Genomic DNA, 20,403 nt, shown 5'->3' with positions numbered 1-20,403 from the left:
GCCTGGGGGCGCAACCACGCCCTTTGGCATTGCTTTATCCGCGTTTCGCCGGATAGGCAAGAAAATGGCCCATGGGGCCGCACCACCGAGCGGGCTACACCATAAAAAGCCCGCCTCTAAAAAAGCAGCAATCGGGAGCTTCAGAACGTGAAAAAAGCCAGCACCGCTGTATTCGCCTTATCCGTCCTCGCCATCAGCGTCGCGGCCCAGGCAGAGCCGACCAGTCAGGAATTCGTTCCGACCACACTGGCCACCACCAACCTCCAGGGCGAAGCAAAGGGCTTTCTGGAAGACTCGAAACTGACCGGTTCGACCAAGAACTGGTACGCCAACGAACTGCTGCGCCGTGGCGGCGAGTTCCGCCGCAGCGAGAACGGCGTTGTGGTCGACAGCGACCCGCGCCGGATCAACTGGGTTCAGGGCACCATCGTTGATTACAGCTCGGGCTTCACCCAGGGCACTGTCGGCTTCGCCACGCAAATGGCGGTCTACAACGCCGTCGCGCTGGACCGTGACAAAGACGACCTGATGGGCGGCGCCAACCGTACGCTGACCGAAAACAATGGTGACCCTGTTGGGCAGTGGAGCAAGTTGGGCCTGGGCAACATCAAGGCGCGCGTCTCCAACACGACCCTGACCGCCGGCCGTCAGTCGATGAACACCCCGGTGCTGGCTTACATCGGCAACCGTGCGCTGCCTTCGAGCTTCGAAGGGGTGAGCGTGCTGAGTGAAGAGTTCAACAACATCTCGATCCAGGCCGGCAGCTTCGACCGCGTATCGCCACGCACCGAGCAGAGCCTGACCAAGTTCCGTTCCGAGTACACCAACAACACCGCCACCGCCGATCGCGTTGACATGGCGGGCGTTGATTACAAACCCTTCAAAAGCCTGACCACCAGCTTCTACGCGTCCAACGTCGAAGACTTCTGGCATCAGTACTACTTCGCCTTCACCCACGAACTGGGTGACCCCGATGTACTGGGCCTGAGCACCAACCTGAACTACTACAAGACCAAGGATTCCGGTCAGAAGAAGATGGGCGAGATCGACAACGACACGTACAGCCTGTCGTTGACCGCCACTCACAAGGCGCACAGTTTCAGCGTCGCGTACCAGGAAGTCGAAGGCGACACCTACTTCGACTACGTCCACGACACCAACGCGATCTTCCTGGCCAACTCCCTGCTGTCGGACTTCAACGGCCCGAACGAGAAGTCGGTGCAGCTGAGCTACCTGCTGAACATGGCTGACTACGGCGTGCCGGGTCTGAAATTCAACATCTATCAAGCGCGCGGTTTCGACATCGACGGCACCCATTACAAAGGCACCGCTTACGATGTCCGCGGCATGGACGGCGAAAATCACTACGAATACGGTGTCGGCTCGTCGTACACCCTGCAGTCCGGCCCGCTGAAGGCCTCCACGATGCGTGCGACCTACACCACTCACCGCGCGAGCGCCAACCAGGCCGACGGCAACATCAACGAATTCCGTCTGGTGACCACCATTCCATTCAACATTATGTAATCAGTACGATCGATCGGGCCTCAAGGTGCGGTTTACCGAACTTCGTGGCCCGATACCGACTCACTAATGGCTTCATCACTTGCGGAGTGCGTTACTTGAAATCGACATTCAAACTCGCAACATTGCGCAGCGCGATCGCACTGGCGGTATTCAGCGTTGCGGTCGGCGTATCGGCCAAGCCTCTGGTGGTCTGCACCGAAGCCAGCCCGGAAGGTTTCGACACAGCGCTCTACACCACCGCCGTGACCGCCGATGCTTCGGCGGAAACCATTTACAACCGTCTGGTGGATTTCAAGCCAGGCACCACGGAAATCGTTCCGGCATTGGCCGACACGTGGGAGATCAGCGATGACGGCCTGACCTACACGTTCCACCTGCGCAAGGGCGTCAAGTTTCACACCACCGAATACTTCAAACCGACCCGCGACATGAACGCCGATGACGTGGTCTGGAGCTTCCAGCGCCAACTGGACCCCAACCACCCGTGGCACAAACAGTCGATGGTCGGCTATCCGTACTTCGAGAGCATGGGTTTCAAAGAGCTGCTGAAGAACGTCGAGAAAGTGGACGACAGCACCGTCAAGTTCACCCTGACCCGTCGCGAAGCGCCGTTCCTGGCGGACGTCGCCATGGCTTTCGCCTCGGTGTACTCGGCGGAATACGCCGATCAGTTGCTCAAGGCCAACAAGACCGACAACCTCAACAGCCAGCCCATCGGCACTGGTCCGTTCGTCTTCCAGCGCTATGCCAAGGACGCTCAGGTTCGCTTCAAGGCCAACCCGGATTATTTCCGGGGCAAGCCGCCGGCTGACACCCTGATCTTCGCAATCGCCACGGACAACAACGTGCGCCTGCAGAAGCTAAAGGCCAACGAGTGTCAGATCGCCCTGTATCCAAAGCCGGACGACATCCCGAGCATCAAGAAAGACCCCAACCTCAAGGTTGATGAGCTGAACGCGATGACCACCGCGTACATCGCCATGAACACTACACACAAGTACATGAGCGACGTGCGGGTGCGTAAGGCGATCGAGATCGCGTTTGACAAAGAAGCCTACGTCAACGCGCTGTTCGGCAAAGGCAACGCCACCGTCGCGGTGAACCCGTATCCGGACACCCTGCTGGGCTACAACAAAGACCTGAAAAACCCTGCCCATGATCTGGACAAGGCCCGCGCCTTGCGCAAGGAAGCCGGCGTTCCTGAAGGCACCGTGCTGACGCTCTTCACGCGCAACGGCGGCGGTCCGACCAACCCGAACCCGATGCTCGGCGCACAAATGATGCAGGCCGACCTGGCCAAAGTCGGCATTAAGTTAGATATACGCGTCATGGAATGGGGCGAAATGCTCAAACGTGCCAAAAACGGCGAACACGACATGGTGTCGGCCGGCTGGGCAGGTGACAATGGCGACCCTGATAACTTCCTGACCCCGAACCTCAGTTGCGAGGCCGCCAAAAACGGCGAAAACTACGCGCGCTGGTGTAATCAGAAGTTCCAGACGTTGATCGATCAGGCTCGGGAAAAAACCGACCCGGCCGAACGCGCTTCGCTCTACGAGCAGGCTCAAGTGATCTTCAATCAGGACCTGCCGTGGATCAGCATGGCCCATACCAAGATGTTCACCGCAATGCGCAACAACGTGGAGGGTTACCACATCAGCCCTCTCACCACTAATAACTTCGCTACCACCCAAGTGAAGTAGAAGAAGAATCCGGCGGGCTCTGCTACCCAGAGACCCGCCGGTACCTGATGAGGTACACGAGAAGATGTTTAGTTTTATCGCTCGCCGAGTGGGGTTGCTCATACCCACCTTCTTCGGCATCACCTTGCTGACCTTCGCCCTGATTCGCCTGATTCCCGGCGACCCTGTCGAAGTCATGATGGGTGAACGCCGGGTCGATCCGGAAATGCACGCCCAAGCCATGGAACGTCTTGGCCTGAACAAACCCCTTTATGCGCAATACATCGATTACGTCGGCAAGCTCGCCCATGGCGATCTCGGCGAATCGCTGCGTACGCGCACGAGCGTGTGGTCCGAATTCACTTCGCTGTTCCCGGCAACACTGGAACTGTCGATTGCGGCGCTGATCTTCGCAGGCATTCTCGGGCTGCTGGCCGGTGTGATTGCGGCATTGAAGCGAGGATCCCTGTTCGACCATGGGGTCATGGGTATCTCCCTGGCGGGGTACTCGATGCCGATCTTCTGGTGGGGCCTGATCCTGATCATGTTCTTCTCGGTATCCCTGGGCTGGACCCCGGTATCGGGACGTATCGACCTGCTGTACGACATTCCCCCCAAAACCGGCTTCATGCTGATCGACACTCTGCTCAGCGATGAAGAAGGTTCGTTCATGGACGCCCTGCGTCACCTGATTCTGCCGGCCATCGTGCTGGGTACCATCCCGTTGGCGGTCATCGCCCGGATGACCCGCTCCTCGATGCTCGAAGTCCTGCGTGAAGACTACGTGCGCACCGCCCGTGCCAAGGGCCTTTCGCCGGCTCGCGTGGTATTCGTTCACGGCCTGCGCAACGCGCTGATCCCGGTGCTGACGGTGTTTGGTCTGCAGGTGGGCACGCTGCTGGCCGGTGCGGTTCTGACCGAAACGATCTTCTCCTGGCCGGGTATCGGCAAGTGGCTGATCGAGGCCATTGGCGCCCGTGACTACCCTGTCGTGCAAAACGGCATCCTGCTAATCGCCTGCCTGGTGATTCTGGTCAACTTCGTGGTGGACATCCTCTACGGCTTTGCCAACCCACGCATTCGTCATCAGCGCTGAGATCCCTTTTTATGAGCACACCTACTCCCGTAGTAGCAGTCGATCAAAGCCTGCTCTACCCGTCCGTCTACAAAGAGTTCTGGCAGCACTTCTCCAAGAACAAGGGCGCCGTCGCGGGCCTGGCGTTCATGCTGGTGATCGTGTTCTGCGCCCTGTTCGCGCCGTGGGTTGCCCCCCATGACCCGAGCGAGCAATACCGCGATTTCCTGCTGACCCCGCCGGTCTGGCTTGAAGGCGGCCAATGGCAGTTTCTGCTGGGCACCGATGAACTGGGCCGCGACCTGCTGTCGCGTCTGATTCAGGGTTCGCGCCTGTCGCTGCTGATCGGTTTGTCGTCGGTGGTGATGTCGCTGATTCCGGGCATCCTCATGGGCCTGCTGGCCGGTTTCTTCCCGAAAATCCTCGGCCCGACCATCATGCGTCTGATGGATATCATGCTGGCGCTGCCGTCGCTGCTGCTGGCGGTGGCCATCGTCGCGATCCTCGGCCCTGGCCTGATCAACACCGTCATCGCCATCGCCATCGTTTCCCTGCCGTCCTACGTGCGTCTGACCCGTGCAGCCGTTATGGGCGAACTGAACCGTGACTACGTGACCGCCGCGCGTCTGGCCGGCGCAACGCTACCGCGCCTGATGTTCATCACCGTGCTGCCCAACTGCATGGCGCCGCTGATCGTTCAGGCCACCTTGAGTTTCTCCTCGGCGATCCTCGACGCTGCGGCGCTGGGCTTCCTGGGTCTGGGTGTACAACCGCCGACGCCTGAGTGGGGCACCATGCTCGCTTCGGCCCGCGACTACATCGAACGCGCCTGGTGGGTGGTGAGCCTCCCGGGTCTGACCATTTTGCTCAGCGTGCTGGCAATCAACCTGATGGGCGACGGTCTGCGCGATGCGCTTGACCCGAAACTCAAGAACGCCGCCTGAGGACGTCCGAATGTCTCTGTTAAACATCAAGAACCTCAACGTGCGCTTTGGCGACGCCACGGCCACCCCAGTGGTAGACGGCCTGGATCTGGCCGTCGACAAGGGCGAAGTCCTGGCTATCGTGGGCGAATCGGGTTCGGGTAAATCCGTGACGATGATGGCGCTCATGGGCCTGATCGAGCACCCCGGCATCGTCACCGCCGACGCTCTGGTCTTCGACGGCAAGGACATGCTGACGCTCAATGCGCGTCAGCGTCGCAAGATCGTCGGCAAAGACATGTCGATGGTCTTCCAGGACCCGATGACCGCGCTGAACCCGAGCTACACAGTGGGCTTCCAGATCAAGGAAGTGCTCAAGCAGCACTTGGGTCTGTCCGGACGCGCGGCCCACCAGCGCGCACTTGAGCTGTTGCAGAAAGTAGAGATCCCGGGCGCCGCACAGCGTCTGGACGCCTACCCGCATCAACTCTCGGGCGGCATGAGCCAGCGCGTTGCGATCGCCATGGCCATCGCCGGCGAGCCGAAGCTGCTGATCGCCGACGAACCGACCACGGCATTGGACGTGACCATTCAGGCGCAGATCATGGACCTGCTGCTGGCCCTGCAGAAAGAGCAGGACATGGCGCTGGTGCTCATCACCCACGACCTCGCCGTGGTAGCCGAAACCGCTCAGCGGGTCTGCGTGATGTATGCCGGCCAGGCCGTGGAAGTGGGTCAGGTGCCGGGGCTGTTCGACGTTCCGGCGCACCCGTACAGCGAAGCACTGCTGGCGGCGATTCCCGAGCACAGCATGGGCGCCGCGCGCCTGTCGACGCTGCCGGGTATCGTGCCGGGGCGCTACGACCGTCCAAGCGGCTGCCTGCTGTCGCCGCGCTGCCCGTACGTCCAGGACAAATGCCGCCAGCAACGCCCGGGCCTTGACCCGAAAGCCCATAGCCTGGCGCGTTGCTTCTTTCCGCTGAATCAGGAGGTGGCGTGATGAGCGAAATCGTACTGACCGCTCGTGACCTTACTCGTCACTACGATGTGTCCCGTGGGCTGTTCAAGCCCCATGCAACCGTGCGCGCGCTCAACGGCGTGTCGTTCGAACTCGAAGCCGGCAAGACCCTGGCGGTGGTCGGTGAGTCCGGCTGCGGCAAGTCCACGCTGGCCCGCGCGCTGACGCTGATCGAAGAGCCTTCTTCGGGATCGCTGAAAATCGCCGGTCAGGAAGTCACCGGCGCGACCAAGGCACAACGCAAACAGCTGCGCAAAGACGTACAGATGGTGTTTCAGAGCCCGTATGCGTCGCTCAATCCGCGGCAGAAGGTCGGCGATCAACTGGGCGAGCCCCTGCTGATCAACACCAGCCTTTCCGCCGCCGAACGTCGCGAGAAAGTGCAGGCGATGATGGCTCAGGTCGGTCTGCGTCCAGAGCACTATCAGCGCTACCCGCACATGTTCTCCGGCGGTCAGCGTCAACGTATCGCGCTGGCCCGGGCGATGATGCTGCAGCCTAAAGTGCTGGTGGCGGACGAACCGACTTCCGCGCTCGACGTGTCGATTCAGGCCCAGGTGCTGAACCTGTTCATGGACCTGCAACAAGAGTTCAACACCGGCTACGTGTTCATCTCCCACAACCTGGCGGTGGTGCGTCACGTCGCCGACACCGTGCTGGTGATGTACCTCGGTCGCCCGGCCGAGATGGGTCCCAAGGACGAGATCTATAACCGTCCGCTGCACCCGTACACCCAGGCGCTGCTGTCAGCGACCCCGACGATCCACCCGGACCCGTCTAAGCCGAAGATCAAAATCGTCGGCGAATTGCCTAACCCGCTGAACCCGCCTTCCGGCTGCGCTTTTCACAAGCGCTGCCCGTACGCGACCGAACGCTGCGCCGCCGAAGTGCCGGAACTGCGCTGGGTCGACAACCGGCAGGTTGCCTGCCATTACGCGGAACAGTTTGTGGCGTGATGGTTGAGTAAGAAAAAGGCCGTTGCGTGTGAGCGCAACGGCTTTTTTTTGTGGCTGGCGTAGGACTGGCTTTAGCCGGGAATGACTCGACAGGCTTTGGCAACCAGAACGCTATCAATACACATCACGCCGATAACGACCCTGCTCGATCAAATCCCGAACGGCGTCTTCACCCAGCAACGCATTCAGCGTCGCATCGACACCCGCTGCCATACCTTCGAGGCTGCCGCAGATGTAGATCACAGCGCCCTCGGCCAGCCAGCGACGCAGCTCATCAGCGGCCTCCCGCACGCGATCCTGCACGTAGATCTTCTCAGCCTGATCCCGGGAAAACGCTAGGTCCAGACGCGCCAGTTCCCCACTCGCCAGCCAGCCCTTTAGCTCATCCGCGCAGTGGAAATCGTGGGCAGCGTGGCGCTCGCCAAACAGCAGCCAGTTGCGCTGCTCACCCGACGCGACGCGCGCCTTGAGCAAGCTGCGCAGGCCCGCCAGTCCGGTGCCATTACCGATCAAGATCATCGGTGCCGATTCGGCCGGCAGGTGGAAACCACTGTTCCGACGCACCCGCAGACTGATCGCGCCGCCCACCGCAGCATGCTCGGTCAGCCAGCCCGAACACAGCCCGAGGCGGCCATCGGGGTGCAGCTCCTGACGCACGATCAGCTGCAACACACCGTCCTGGGGAATCGACGCGATCGAATACTCGCGCATCGCCAGCGGCACCAGCGCGTCGATCAACGCCTGCGCGTGCAAGCCCACCAGATGACTGCGATTCACCGGTAATTGCCGCGAGCACAAGGCTTGGCCGAGGGTCTCGCTCAAGCCGTCGACGGTGACCTGCGTGTCGGCAGGAATGCCCAACCCGGACAGGAACTGCTCGACCGCAGAGGCCGGGTTGCGTGGCAACACCTCCACCAGATCGCCGGCCTCCCAGCGGGTTGCCGAATCGGCTGTCAGGCCGAGCATGAACACTTTCGAACCCACGCTTCCGGGGTTCAGCCATTCCCGGGCCACCAGCGTCCAGTTGTGATACTCCGGCGCTTGCCAGACGGTCGTCGGCGTCGAGCCGGTCAACCGGCCCAGTTGCTGTTGCCAGTGTTGCAGCGCCGCACCGTCGCCGCTGTCCACTTCCACCGGTGCGAACAGCGTGCGTCCGCCGCGCTCCGCCAGCCAGCCATGCAGCCGCTGAGCGAACCCGCAGAACTGCTGATACTGACGATCGCCCAGCCCAAGCACCGCATAGTTGAGATTGTCCAGCGCCAGCGGCCGGCCCAGCACCTTGCGCTCAAATCCGCGGGCGCTGTCGGGCGCCTCGCCGTCGCCGAAGGTGCTCACGACGAACAGCGCGTTGCGGCTCTGATGCAGGTCCTGCTCGGTGATGTCGCCCAGACGCTGCACCTTGACCGGCACACCTGCGGTTTGCAGCTGGCCGGCCGTCTGCCAGGCGAGTTGCTCGGCGAACCCGCTCTGGCTGGCAAAGCCGATCAACCAGGCCGCGCCCTGCTCGCCCGTCGTCGTCGACACTTCACCGCGAGCGTTGCGAATGTCGCGTTTCTTGCGTCGGCGGTCCAGGTAGAGCAACCAGCCGGTGATGAAGAACAGCGGCATCAACAGCGCGGCAACGGTCACAACGATGCGTCCGATCAGGCCGAAGTAGCTGCCGGTGTGCAGCGCATAGTTGCTGATCAACAACTGAGAACCGAGGCCTTTCTCGGAATAGCGCGACACCGCCTTAAGCGTGCCATCGGCCGGATCGAGGCTGATCTGGTTCAAGGCACGGGCGTGCGGCGCGGTTTTAAGGAGGTAAAACACCGTGGCCATCTGGCCCGGTGCCTGGGGCATGCGCAGGTTGTAGGCCTTGAGATCCGGGCCGGCGGCGCTCTGGATGGTCTGCCAGATGGCGTCATAGTCCGGCGCCGAGGCCGCGATTTCCTTGGGCGCCTCTTTCGCAGCAGGGACTGGACGCGCCCCTGCGCCACGGCGCTGCTCGCCCGCCACGGGGGGATCGCCAATCAGCTTGGTCATGCCGTTGCTGAACCAGTCGTAGGACCACATCAGCCCGGTGATCGCCAGCAGCAGATAGATGACCAGGCACCAGGTGCCGAACACCGAATGCAGGTCCCAGTTGAAACTGCGTCCCTTCTTCGCCCAGTCCATGGTCAGCCAGACGCGCCAGTTCAGCGGCTTGCGCGGCCAGCGTAGATAGAGCCCGGAGAGGCAGAAGAAAATGAGGATCAACGTGCAGGCTGCGGTGACTTGCTTGCCGTATTCCCCTGCAGCCAGGAATCGGTGCAGGTTGAGGATGAACCCGAAGAAGTCCTGACCGACGGCATCCTCGGTGAACGCGCCGGTGTAGGGGTTGAAGTTGTGCATCTCGCCGCGGCGCTGGCCGGGCGGCGGTGTGAACCAGACCTGGGCGATCCTGTCGCCGCCGACATCGATGCGGAACATCGCTACCTTGTCTTTGCCCTGGGCTTCAACCTTGCTGACCATTTCCGCCAGTGACAGTTGGCGACCCTGGGGCTGCACGAACAACACGTCAGGGTTGAGCGCGTCGACGATTTCGTCTTCGAAGGAGTACAGCGCGCCCGTGATCCCCATCAGGGCAAGCACAAGACCGGCCGTGATCCCGAAGAACCAGTGCACTTGAAACAGGACTTTCTTCAACACCCTCGACCCCTCACTCACCCGCTACGGCGCGCATTATGCGCACAAACGGCATACATTCTCATCTGTGGCTGATTCTTGATGCAGAACCAGTAGGAGCGATCTTGCCCTGACACCCCGCGCTCCTGGCCAGCGCAAAACTTGTGGGAGTGAGCTTGCTCACGAAGAGGCCGGTACATTCAGCCACTTTCTCTGAAGACTGAAAGTAAGCATTCGCGAGCAAGCTCGCTCCCACAAGTGACGTGTCCGAATCCGGATCAGAAGTGGAAGCTGGCACTCATCAGCGCGGTACGTCCGGCGGCCATGTGGGCGTAGTGGGTGGTGAAGACCTGATCGTAATAACGCTTGTCGGTCAGGTTCTGCACGTTCAGCTGCAGGTCAACGTTCTTGGTCAGCGCGTACGTGGCCATGGCGTCGTAGCGCCAGTAGGACGGCACTTCCACCGAGTTGGCTTCGTTGCCGAAACGCGAATCGACGAAGGTCGCGCCGCCGCCCACGGTCAGCTTCGGCATCAGTTCGTAGGTCGACCAAAAATTGAAGCTGTTGCGCGGCGTGCTCGGCATGTGATTTCCCTCGTCCGCCTTGCTGGTTGCGCTGACGATCTCGCTCTCCATGTAGGTGTAGCCGCCGTAGACTTTCCATTTGCCGGTAATGTTGCCGCTGTAGGTCAGCTCCAGACCATCGACACGCTGCTCGCCGTCCAGCACCTGAAACGTCGCGTTGTCAGGATCGGTCACCCGCGCGTTGGTCTTCTCCGTGCGGAACAGCGCAGCCGTCAGCGACAAATTGTCGTCGAAGAAATCCCACTTGGTGCCCAGCTCGTAGTTGCGGTTCTTTTCCGGATCGAGGTTGGCGTTGTTCGCCGCGATTTCCAGGCCGCCATTGCCGCTGGTCTCACCCGACGGATTGCTGGACGTCGACCACGCCGCGTAGATGCTGCCGTTCGGCAGCGGCTTGTAGGTCACGCCGACCTGGTAATTCCACAGCTGGCTGGTGTTCTCGCGCTTGAAGCTGCCCGCCACCGAGCCGCGGCCGCCAGTGCTGTAACCGCTGGAGCGCACATCGTAATCGTCATAGCGCAGGCCCAGGTTCAACGACCACTGTTCGTTGAATTTCAACGTGTCGAAGACATAGGCGGCACTGGTTTTGGTGTCGGTATCGGTGAACGCGCGGCTGTCGGTGATGGTGCCGTTCCAGTCGTCTTTCGGCGACGGGTTGGACAGGCTGGTGCAGTCGCCCGACGCCAGCAGCGCAGCGTTACAGGTCGAGCCGATGGTCCCGCCGCTGGCACTGAGCACGTTGTAGCCGCGGTTGTGGGTGTCCTGATAGGAAAATTCGAGACCGGTCACCAGACTGTGCTCGACAAAACCGGTGTCGAATTTTGCCTGCAGGTCGGTCTGGTTGACGAAGCCGCTGGAGGTGGAGTTGCGACTCTTCGCCGAGCGCGAGACCAGTCCCCTGGCGACGTTGCCGCGGCTGTCGTCCGGGTTGGTGACGATGTAGTCCAGGGTCGAGCGCGACATGCGGAAGCTGTTGGAGATCGTCAGGTTGTCGTTGAGGTCATGTTCGAGGCGGATCGTGCCGCTGTCGTTGACGCTTTTGCGGTAGTCGCGGTCGGTCAGGCCGTAAAAGTTGTTTTCGTTGACGTGGGCCGGCTTGTCGACCACGTACTGGCTGCGGCCGGTGGTGTTGGTCAGCGGAATGCCGTAGTCGGGCATGTCGTCGGTGGACAGGTGGTAGTAATCGACCTTGACCCGCGTGTCCGTGCCCAGACCGAACGCGAACGAAGGCGCAACGCCCCAACGGCTGTTATCGACATCGTTGCGGCCGGCGACGTTGGAATCATGCTTCATGAGGTTCAGCCGGAAGGCGGACGTGTCGGTCATCTGCTTGTTGACGTCGAGGGTGTAGCGCTGGGTCTGGTCCGAGCCGAAGGTGTAGCCGCCGTTGAAGGCATCGCCCAGGTGAGCGCCTTTGGTGACGAGGTTCAGGCTGCCACCCGTGGAGCCTGCGCCGGTGAACGCCGAGCCCGGGCCCTTGCTGACCTCGACCGACTCGACGTTGAAAATCTCCCGGCTCTGCGCCGCGACATCGCGCATGCCGTCGACGAACACGTCACTCTCCGCGTTGAAGCCACGAATGATCGGGCGATCCGCATTCGGGTTACCGCCCTCGCCCGCACCAAAGGTGATGCCGGGGGTGGTGCGCAAGGCGTCAGTCAGGCTCGTGGCCGCGGTGTCGCGGATGACTTGCTGCGGGATCACCGTGACGCTCTTTGGCGTCTCGCGCAGGGGCGCGGTGTACTTTTTCGAGGCCGATTCTTCGGTCTTGTAAGCCGCGTCGGCCCGCTCGCCGTCGATGTTGGTGGCCCCGAGATTCAGGGCATCCGATGAAGGCTCCGCAGCCTGCGCCACATGGGCGGCGGACATCGCGGCAAGGGCGACGCTGACGGCGCCGACGATGGAGCGCTGCGAGTGGGCGGTAACCGGTTGTGCTTGGCGCGACATCTTCCTTCCCCAAGGAAATAATAAGGCGGCGGAATATAGTTGAGACTGCTTCGCATTCGCAGAAAACTTACATTCTTTACACTTTCCCATTACCCAATTTTCACATCGACCCATTCACGCGCGCGGGCGACGTTTTACACGACCAATAAGAATCACTATCATCCGCCGCCTTATTCTTCACGCAGGTCGCGATTCATGCTCCTACATATCCCCGGTCTGTTTTCACCCGAGGAGGTGCTTCGCATCCGACAGGCGCTGGAAGACACCGAATGGGCCGACGGCAAGATCACCGCCGGGCACCAATCGGCGAAAGCCAAGCACAACCTGCAACTGCCGGAAGGTCATCCACTTGCCGTAGAGATTGGCGCGGCGATGCTTGAGCGCTTGTGGCAGAACCCACTCTTCATGTCCGCTGCCCTGCCCCACAAGGTCTTCCCGCCGCTGGTGAATTGCTACACCGGCGGCGGCAGTTTCGATTTGCACATCGACAACGCCGTGCGTCAGGCCAAGGGCAGCGCCGAGCGCGTGCGCACAGATCTGTCATCGACGCTGTTTTTCAGCGATCCCGACGATTACGACGGCGGCGAGCTGGTGATTCAGGACACCTTTGGCACCCGTCAGGTGAAGCTGCCAGCGGGCGATCTGCTGCTTTATCCGGCCAGCAGTCTGCACAAGGTCAACGCCGTCACACGGGGCGCGCGGTACGCCTCGTTCTTCTGGACCCAGAGCCTGGTGCGGGACGATGGCCACCGCACGCTGCTGTTCGACATGGACGCGGCCATCCAGCAACTCAGCCGCGACGTGCCTGATCACCCCTCGCTGCTTCAGCTCACCGGCACCTATCACAACCTGCTGCGGCAGTGGGTAGAGGTCTGAGTGATGAGCTGGAATCTGCGACGTGAAGAGGTGCTCGATGGCGACCAGCTGCGCGCCATGCTGGAAGAAAGTCCGGCGAGTGCCGCACGGGCGATTCTCAGCGCCGCGCAGGCCAACATCGTCGACGCCCAGGCGCTGCTCGGGCAGATCCTGCTCGACGGCGCCGGCATCGAGCAGGACCCGTCGCTGGCGATGACGTGGTTCCAGATCGCCGCACGCAACGGGCATGCGATGGCCCACAACATGCTCGGTCGCTGCCAGGAACATGGCTGGGGTTGCGAGCCAGATGCGGCGAAGGCCGCCGAGTGCTATCGACTGGCAGCGCAGGCCGACCTGGACTGGGGCTTCTATAACTACGGCAACCTGCTAGCCACTGGTCGGGGCGTTAATAAGGATCAGGCACGCGCACTGGCCTGCTACCGCAAGGCCGCACACATGGGTCATGCCAAATCAATGAACATGCTCGGCCGCTATCTGGAAGAAGGCGTGAGCTGCGAGCAGGATCTGCCCGCCGCGCACCATTGGTACCGACGCTCGGCAGAGGCCGGCGACTTTCGCGGTCAGTTCAGTCATGCGGCCGTTCTGGCTGATCAAGGAGACATTCAACAATCGCTGCACTGGCTTGGAACGGCTTTGCGCAATGGCAACCTCAACTTTCTGCGGGTCAGTCGCCAGACGCTGTTGTCGTCACCCCATCCAGAGATTAAAAGACTGGCCATCGACTACTTCACCAAAGCATCGGCCATTGGCACCGCTGAAGATAAAGCAGCCCTGTCTCACTTTCTGAAAAACGCCAAAACGGCTGCATAAACACGTTCTGACACAGGTTTGAATTTAACGGCATCCCCCCGAATTACCGGGGCGGAAGCCGTGGTGAGTTCAGCAAGTAATTTTCCCTACAACAGTTGAAGGCATGCGTGCTTTGACATAAGACTCAAGCGCCCACTAGTCTCAGATCACTGCCATAAAGGCAGTGATAGAAACTCCGTAATCGGCACCAGGATGGCGCCACTATCAAAGAAAGGACTCTTTCATGAATTATGCATTGAGCAATGCCTTCAACACCTCAACTAACAAGGCCGCCGAAGAAGCAGCGCTGGCACCAAGGGCGCTTATTGACGCCTCCCTTGGACAGCAGGAAGACAGTGTGCGCGCCACGGGTCTTATCCTGACCAAAGAGCAGATCATTGATCTGTATCGCTATGAACAAAAAGGCCTGCACTTACCCACCACCGCCGAAGCCGTCAGTGTTTACCTTGGCTATGACCAGCAAAACCCGCCAGGCCGTGGACTGGCAGTCAGCGACTTCACCAAAACGTTCAGTATTATCAAGGTCCATGCCAGTCAATGGGACGGTCTGCGCCAGCGAATCAAACTGATCAGCAGCGAGCTCAAACTCTTCGCGACCTTCATGAACACGACGGGAAAACGCGTGGTTCGGGAGTTGGACACTGTCTCTGCGTCGGACGCACTGAAAGATCTTGGAATTATCACGCTCGAAGACCTCAAGCGGGTCGAAAAGGAAATGGGCACCGCGCTTCCGGACATCACACTGAACGACGATGACAAAGACGCGGTTGAAAGCGTCAGCTATTTCCTGGATCGGATACTGGCTCGCGTCGATACTGAGGAAAAGCGCAGCAATCGCTTGAAAGCGGATCTGGACGCATTTTCTCGGGAACTGTCCAACACGGTTCGGCCCGAAATCTCGCTTCGCCTGGTCGCCATCGACAACAACAACTTCAAAGATGACGTGATCCGGCTTCAAAAAGAAATTGAAGACTTCGATAAACAAATCGACGAGAAGAGCGCCAGCTACAAACAGATGGTCAATGATTCACTAAGCGCTGCGTCCAAACTGAATGTGATTGGTTTGGGCATGGCCATCTACTTTGGTGTAGAGGCCGAAAAAGTCCGAAAGGAAAGAAACGCTCTTAAAAAACAGCGCAATATTAAAAACACCGAGATGGGCACCAAAAGCACAGTACTTCGACGCCTTAACGACGTTAAAGGCGATATGCAGGACCTCGAATTGCTGACGCTTCAGGCTGATGTGGCAACCCAAAACCTCGTCACCGTCTGGAACAAACTTTATCTGTACATCAAAACTTCTCAAGAAGAGTCAAAACGCATTAACGACGCATTGAAAGTTCGCTTCCTGGCCTACCACTTCGAACAGGTCATCGAGCCATGGGCGCTGATTAAAGACGAGGCGGACGACCTGTATGCCGTATTCGCCGAAGCCGATGCAGAAATCAAAAAATATCGTTAATCAATAATCTTAAGGTTTTCCCAATGAATATCCTTCGTTTCAATACCGATGTAAACGCCGTATCGCCTGACATTGGCGTGGTCAAAGTCTGCATTCAGCAAATGCTCGACCTCACTGCCGTCGCCAATTTTTCGTTCGATCAAACACGCTATCTGCCGTCGATTCATGTAAAAGCGGCAGGACTGTATGGCTCGCTCACTCAAGCCCAGCGAGCACTGGATGAGGCGGCACTCAAGATGGAAGTGAGCGCTTCTCAAGGACTCAAGAAGCTCAATGCCCTGCGCGGCGCGATCACGGAAACAGCCTCCGACGATGATCTGGAGGATAACGCTTACTTCCGGGCGCAAGCGATCATTAGCCTCAAGCGGGGGATGAACGCTGCCGCGAAGGACGCACAGCAACGCTTTAAATCGCTTGCAGATGTGAGGTTCGACCCGGCACTCACCCGCAAATACAAAAGCGGGCTGGACGCCGAGCTGGCGCAATTGAATCTGGCGCAGATCGCCTCCGAAGAAAAAATCGAGGCGCTGGAGGTTTCACGAAAGGTCTTGAACGATGCAATGGCGGTGCTTGAGAAACGCAACTTTGCAGACATCGCCAAGGACACCGTGCTCAGCGTGGAGAACATCTCCGCAGTTGGCATGGCTGCTCCCGAAGCAGAGCTCATCAGGCTCGCTGTCGAGCATATGAAAAAGACCCTGGAAGACATCAGCAAAGCGCTTAACTATCTCACCATGTACGATCAGCGCGAACGCCTGATCAAGCAAATCGCAGCGTTTAAACCCGGCCACGATGAGCGAGCGGCCGACCTGAAGATGACCGCCGCTAAAATCACGGTGATCGACAGCGTTCATGCCCTGTATCAGACCTTCTTTAACGCGCGAGCTGAGTACGCAAAGTTCGATCAGGGGATTACTGCATTTTTCGACCATCTGGAACTGGGTGATAAAGCAGGATATGAGGACCGTTTCGTCTCCATCGCGCCATCGCTGATTGATTACCTGAAAACCATTCGCTGAAAGCTCACTATTCACAGCCGTGACGGCAAGGACGCCGTCACTGCCTGCACAGGACAAGGATGTCGATATGTCAGCACCTCTGTTTAAGTGGGCCCATTTCGATGCGCTCAATCGCTACCGCATTACCTTGCATCAGGCATTCGAGACCACCGAACGAATCAAGGCAGATCTTGGCCTGGCGTCGGATCAGGCGTTCATCCGCCTTCACCAGCCAGCACTTGAACACATGCACATTCAAGTACAGGCACAGCTTCGATACTGGCCCGAGATACTGGAGTGGCCCTACAGGATCTTTTACGAACAGTCGGATCTGGTGGCCGATCTTGAGCGCTTCAGTTCGGACTATTTCCGTGTCGTTGATGCGCTCACCCGCTCTGAACGCAAAAAATTGCTCTCGACACTGGATCTATCTCAACCGCCCTTCGAGTTGAACGGACGCCTGAAAATACTGAGTCCGACAGCAGGCTACCCTTTCGCCATGCAAGTGAAGCAGCAGGTTTTTGATATGTGGATCAAATACGATCGCGCTGCTTTTACGGCCAAAGATCTGTATTCGCGTTCATCGCTTGTTTTGCCGCGACTGGTGGATTTTATGCAGGGAGCCATCAACGCATACGCTAACAATCGGAAGCTCGACCCCATGGGTTCCGACGGCAGAATTGTCGGGGTCAGGGCGATGATCAATGACATGAAGAATCTGCATGGGCAAATCGCAGACGCCACGAGGGACCTGGGTGAGGGGTACGCAAATCTGGCGAGATTTTTGTCAGGCTCGTTGAGTGACTTCAAAGACCTGTTCACGTCGATTTCGATTGAGCGGTTTGTGGAGATGATTGAATCAGCGATGCCTCGTCTTGAGTTGGCTGAAAAACTGATCAGCCACACAAGGCAGTGAAACAAAAAACCCGCGATCGCTCGCGGGTTTCTTTATGAACGGCAGCGTTTACACGTAGTAAGACTTCAGCGGCGGGAAGCCATTGAACTCTACAGCGCTGTAGCTGGTGGTGTAGGCACCGGTGGACAGCCAGTACAGGCGGTCACCGATGGCCAGGTTCAGCGGCAAGCCGTACTTGTAGTTCTCGTACATGATGTCGGCGCTGTCGCAGGTTGGGCCAGCGATAACCACTTCTTCCACTTCGCCTTTCTTTTCGGTCCAGATCGGGAACTTGATGGCTTCGTCCATGGTTTCGATCAGGCCGGAGAACTTGCCCACATCCGTGTACACCCAACGCTCGACGGCAGTGCGGGATTTACGCGACACCAGCACCACTTCGCTGACCAGAATACCGGCGTTGGCGATCAACGAACGGCCCGGCTCCAGGATGATTTCCGGCAGGTCATCACCGAAGTCTTCTTTCAGGTAGCGAATAATTTCTTCAGCGTAGGTTTCCAGGCTGTTGGTGCGGGTGATGTAGTTGGCCGGGAAGCCGCCGCCCATGTTGATCAGCTTGAGCACGATGCCGTCTTCTTCTTTCAGACGCTCGAAGATCACTTTCACTTTGGCGATCGCAGCGTCCCAGACGCTGATGTCACGCTGCTGCGAACCGACGTGGAACGAGATGCCGTAAGGCACCAGGCCGAGTTCACGGGCGAGAATCAAAAGGTCCATCGCCATGTCGGTCTGGCAACCGAACTTGCGTGAAAGAGGCCAGTCAGCCGTGGTCGAGCCTTCGGTGAGAATACGCACGTAGACTTTCGAGCCCGGCGCAGCCTTGGCGATGTTGCGCAGGTCGGCTTCGGAGTCGGTGGAGAACAGACGCACGCCCTTCTCATAGAAGTAGCGAATGTCTTTGGATTTCTTGATGGTGTTGCCGTAGCTAATGCGATCCGGGCCAACGCCGCGATCCATCACTTTATCCAGCTCGTAGATCGAGGCGATGTCGAAACTCGAGCCTTTTTCCTTCAGCAGGTCGATGATCTCGACCGCAGGGTTGGCTTTGACCGCGTAATAAACTGTCGCAAATTCGAAGCCTGCACGCAGGTCGTCGTAGGCCTTGCTGATCATCGCGGTGTCGATGACCACGAACGGGGTTTCTTGCTTGTCGGCAAACGCCTTCATTTTCTCGAAGGTGCTTTTCTCGAAATAGTCTTCGACCTGGATCGACATGCGGGGACTCCTGTTGGCAAACGGTAAAAAACAATGGGTGTGAGCGCGCGGCTCGTGAACGTCCTCCGTATCCCCACTTTGGTTCGCCTACTTCCCAAGGCTGCTCGGCCGAAAGCAAAAAGGCCATCCGGTGATACACCACGGTTGGCCTTGCTGTCTCGTCGTCAGTACTTGAGCCGGATGGATCGTTTCCAGCATGGACGTTCGGCGCGAACTGTAGGACCTGAGGGGCCGGAGATCAACTAAAAATGTCGCGTTTCTGCCCGTTTTTGCCAGACGGGAATCCACGCGCGTTCAATCAACCCGTAGTAACCGACCGATGTGACAGGGTGATGTTCACCTTTCCGAAAAAAACACGGTGCCTGGGTGCTCCCGACCGCTCGACGCCCCTCCCTGCCATCTGTCGTCCACTGTCATTTCTGACAGGTTTCAAACGACCGCAAATGCTCAACACTGGTGCCTCATGACGAGAGGATGCGCCCCATGAAAACACCGCCGATCAACCACCCGACTGAACGAGCCGATGTACCGACTTCCGGTCCGTCAATAACGTCCTGGTTCTCGGAAAATGAGGCCGAACTGCTATACGTAGAGCAGTACGTGCCCACAGCCGGGGACAACATCCATATTTACTGGTCAGGCTGTAATTTCTATTTTGGTGAGCGCGGGGGATACGCAGGCATCCAGCACCAAAACGATAACCTGGTGGGGGGCCAGATTTTTACTTACAACAATATCTGTTCGATCTGGGACCTCGCCTCCGATCCGGCTGAAGCCGAGGTCCGCCTGGATTATGGGATTGAAGGCCTGTATTCAGGGCATTTCGGCGGCGAGGGGACTGGCCTGCACACCTCTCACCCGATGCCATGGCGCCTGGATCAGTGGTACGCCATCGTGATCAGACGTTGGTTCATTCCCGGCGAGTCGGTGACGCGCATGGGCATGTTCATGTACGCCTACGCCGATGCGAAATGGACGCACTATATGTCCGCTTCCGTTCCCGGCCCTGATATCCCCATTTCAGGGACTACCTGCACGGGATTTCTGGAACGTTTCAACGGCGACGCGCTGGGCTACCACGGTTATTACGGCCAGCACTTCCGGATGAGCAAAGACGGTTCGTGGCAAAAACCGTCTCATTACGTGGCAACTGCCGGAGGCGACCCTGACACCTGGAATGCCATGCTGGTGGGTGACGGCGATAACGTTGGCGACGCCAACATCATGCTTATTGCCGGTGGCAGCTATGGCAATACCCACAGCACGATCCAGTTGGAGCCCAACCAGTTTGATCCTAAGCCGAAACCGGCGATGTTGACGGCAGCCATCTTATCCGTATCCGTCGTACCGCAAGTGGGTACCGAAGCAGTGATCGTGGCCTGGAAGAATGACGAGTCGACGCCACCGCAGTTGAGCTACTCAATAGAAATCCGCTCTCTCCCGGGAGATGTGCTCGTGGCGTTCGATGCCGAAGCGCTTCCTCAAAAACGATCGTCCATTTTTAGCACGGCGGTGTTCGCTGCCGGAGATTACGAGGTGACACTCACTGTCACCGACATCTTCAACCAGAGCTCTCTTCCGGCCGAAACCACATTCCGGGTCTCAGCACCGGTGAGGCGTTCCCGCAGCCTGTGGCGCAGAGTGCAAGCATGGGTGCGCAAATGTGCGCGTCGTTTTATGAACACGCGGTAGTCCGCTGCATGACAGGACGTTGCCACCCGCAGCGCCCTGTCAGGGATTCGCCACGAAAGCCACGTGTCCGTCAGACGTCGGC

15 protein-coding genes are annotated in these 20,403 nt (G+C 59.1%); 12 read left to right on the top strand and 3 right to left on the bottom strand.

Annotation, left to right across the window (positions count from 1 at the left end; translation table 11 throughout):
* Positions 1-147: 147 nt before the first annotated feature.
* The 6 genes from SLW74_RS00270 to SLW74_RS00245 all read left to right on the top strand — a co-directional run bounded on the left by SLW74_RS00270 (position 148) and on the right by SLW74_RS00245 (position 7,181).
* On the top strand, positions 148-1,527 hold the full coding sequence (locus SLW74_RS00270; RefSeq protein WP_065990179.1) for an OprD family porin: 1,380 nt from the start codon (positions 148-150) through the stop codon (positions 1,525-1,527).
* Between the two features lie 95 nt (positions 1,528-1,622).
* Entirely contained in the window at positions 1,623-3,230 is a 1,608-nt protein-coding gene (locus SLW74_RS00265) for an ABC transporter substrate-binding protein (protein ID WP_410927819.1), read from the top strand.
* A gap of 64 nt (positions 3,231-3,294) precedes the next feature.
* Complete coding sequence (locus SLW74_RS00260; RefSeq protein WP_065990182.1) at positions 3,295-4,305, top strand: ABC transporter permease subunit; 1,011 nt, start codon at positions 3,295-3,297, stop codon at positions 4,303-4,305.
* 11 nt (positions 4,306-4,316) lie between these two features.
* Positions 4,317-5,228 (top strand): ABC transporter permease subunit, encoded by a 912-nt coding sequence (locus tag SLW74_RS00255; RefSeq protein WP_133776273.1) that lies wholly within the window; start codon positions 4,317-4,319, stop codon positions 5,226-5,228.
* Positions 5,229-5,238: 10 nt separating this feature from the next.
* Positions 5,239-6,207 (top strand): ABC transporter ATP-binding protein, encoded by a 969-nt coding sequence (locus tag SLW74_RS00250; RefSeq protein ID WP_065990186.1) that lies wholly within the window; start codon positions 5,239-5,241, stop codon positions 6,205-6,207.
* Positions 6,207-7,181, top strand: a complete 975-nt coding sequence (locus SLW74_RS00245) for a peptide ABC transporter ATP-binding protein (RefSeq protein ID WP_065990188.1) — start codon at positions 6,207-6,209, stop codon at positions 7,179-7,181. Before SLW74_RS00250 ends, SLW74_RS00245 begins: the two co-directional genes overlap by 1 nt.
* 114 nt (positions 7,182-7,295) lie before the next feature.
* Here SLW74_RS00245 and SLW74_RS00240 read toward each other — a convergent pair whose 3' ends face one another.
* Together SLW74_RS00240 and SLW74_RS00235 are read right to left on the bottom strand one after the other, a co-directional pair.
* Positions 7,296-9,848 (bottom strand): PepSY domain-containing protein, encoded by a 2,553-nt coding sequence (locus SLW74_RS00240; protein WP_410928091.1) that lies wholly within the window; start codon positions 9,846-9,848, stop codon positions 7,296-7,298.
* Positions 9,849-10,105: 257 nt separating this feature from the next.
* Positions 10,106-12,355, bottom strand: a complete 2,250-nt coding sequence (locus SLW74_RS00235) for a TonB-dependent receptor (RefSeq protein ID WP_410927818.1) — start codon at positions 12,353-12,355, stop codon at positions 10,106-10,108.
* 195 nt (positions 12,356-12,550) lie between these two features.
* Here SLW74_RS00235 and SLW74_RS00230 point away from each other — a divergent pair, with 195 nt between their 5' ends.
* The 5 genes from SLW74_RS00230 (at position 12,551) to SLW74_RS00210 (ending at position 17,417) form a co-directional block, all read left to right on the top strand.
* Positions 12,551-13,231, top strand: a complete 681-nt coding sequence (locus SLW74_RS00230) for a Fe2+-dependent dioxygenase (protein ID WP_192132428.1) — start codon at positions 12,551-12,553, stop codon at positions 13,229-13,231.
* A gap of 3 nt (positions 13,232-13,234) precedes the next feature.
* Positions 13,235-14,041, top strand: coding sequence for a tetratricopeptide repeat protein (locus SLW74_RS00225; protein ID WP_065990200.1), 807 nt, complete (start codon positions 13,235-13,237; stop codon positions 14,039-14,041).
* Positions 14,042-14,264: 223 nt separating this feature from the next.
* Positions 14,265-15,503, top strand: coding sequence for an alpha-xenorhabdolysin family binary toxin subunit A (locus SLW74_RS00220; protein ID WP_410927817.1), 1,239 nt, complete (start codon positions 14,265-14,267; stop codon positions 15,501-15,503).
* Between the two features lie 23 nt (positions 15,504-15,526).
* Entirely contained in the window at positions 15,527-16,522 is a 996-nt protein-coding gene (locus tag SLW74_RS00215) for an alpha-xenorhabdolysin family binary toxin subunit B (protein WP_065990206.1), read from the top strand.
* Positions 16,523-16,589: 67 nt separating this feature from the next.
* Positions 16,590-17,417: a hypothetical protein gene (locus SLW74_RS00210; protein ID WP_410927816.1), complete on the top strand. Its 828-nt coding sequence runs from the start codon at positions 16,590-16,592 to the stop codon at positions 17,415-17,417.
* A 48-nt stretch (positions 17,418-17,465) separates the two neighbouring features.
* Here the strand turns inward: SLW74_RS00210 and SLW74_RS00205 are convergent, their stop codons facing one another.
* Positions 17,466-18,629, bottom strand: a complete 1,164-nt coding sequence (locus SLW74_RS00205) for a type III PLP-dependent enzyme (protein ID WP_065990209.1) — start codon at positions 18,627-18,629, stop codon at positions 17,466-17,468.
* Between the two features lie 483 nt (positions 18,630-19,112).
* Here SLW74_RS00205 and SLW74_RS00200 point away from each other — a divergent pair, with 483 nt between their 5' ends.
* Positions 19,113-20,321: a DUF3472 domain-containing protein gene (locus tag SLW74_RS00200; protein WP_410927815.1), complete on the top strand. Its 1,209-nt coding sequence runs from the start codon at positions 19,113-19,115 to the stop codon at positions 20,319-20,321.
* Positions 20,322-20,403: the final 82 nt, after the last annotated feature.

The sequence above is a fragment of the Pseudomonas sp. W5-36 genome, from assembly GCF_046540455.1.
In the GTDB taxonomy this organism is placed as follows: domain Bacteria; phylum Pseudomonadota; class Gammaproteobacteria; order Pseudomonadales; family Pseudomonadaceae; genus Aquipseudomonas; species Aquipseudomonas graminis_B.
The sequence above is the reverse complement of the archived record's forward strand: the minus strand, read 5'-3'. Positions and strand labels throughout refer to the sequence as shown.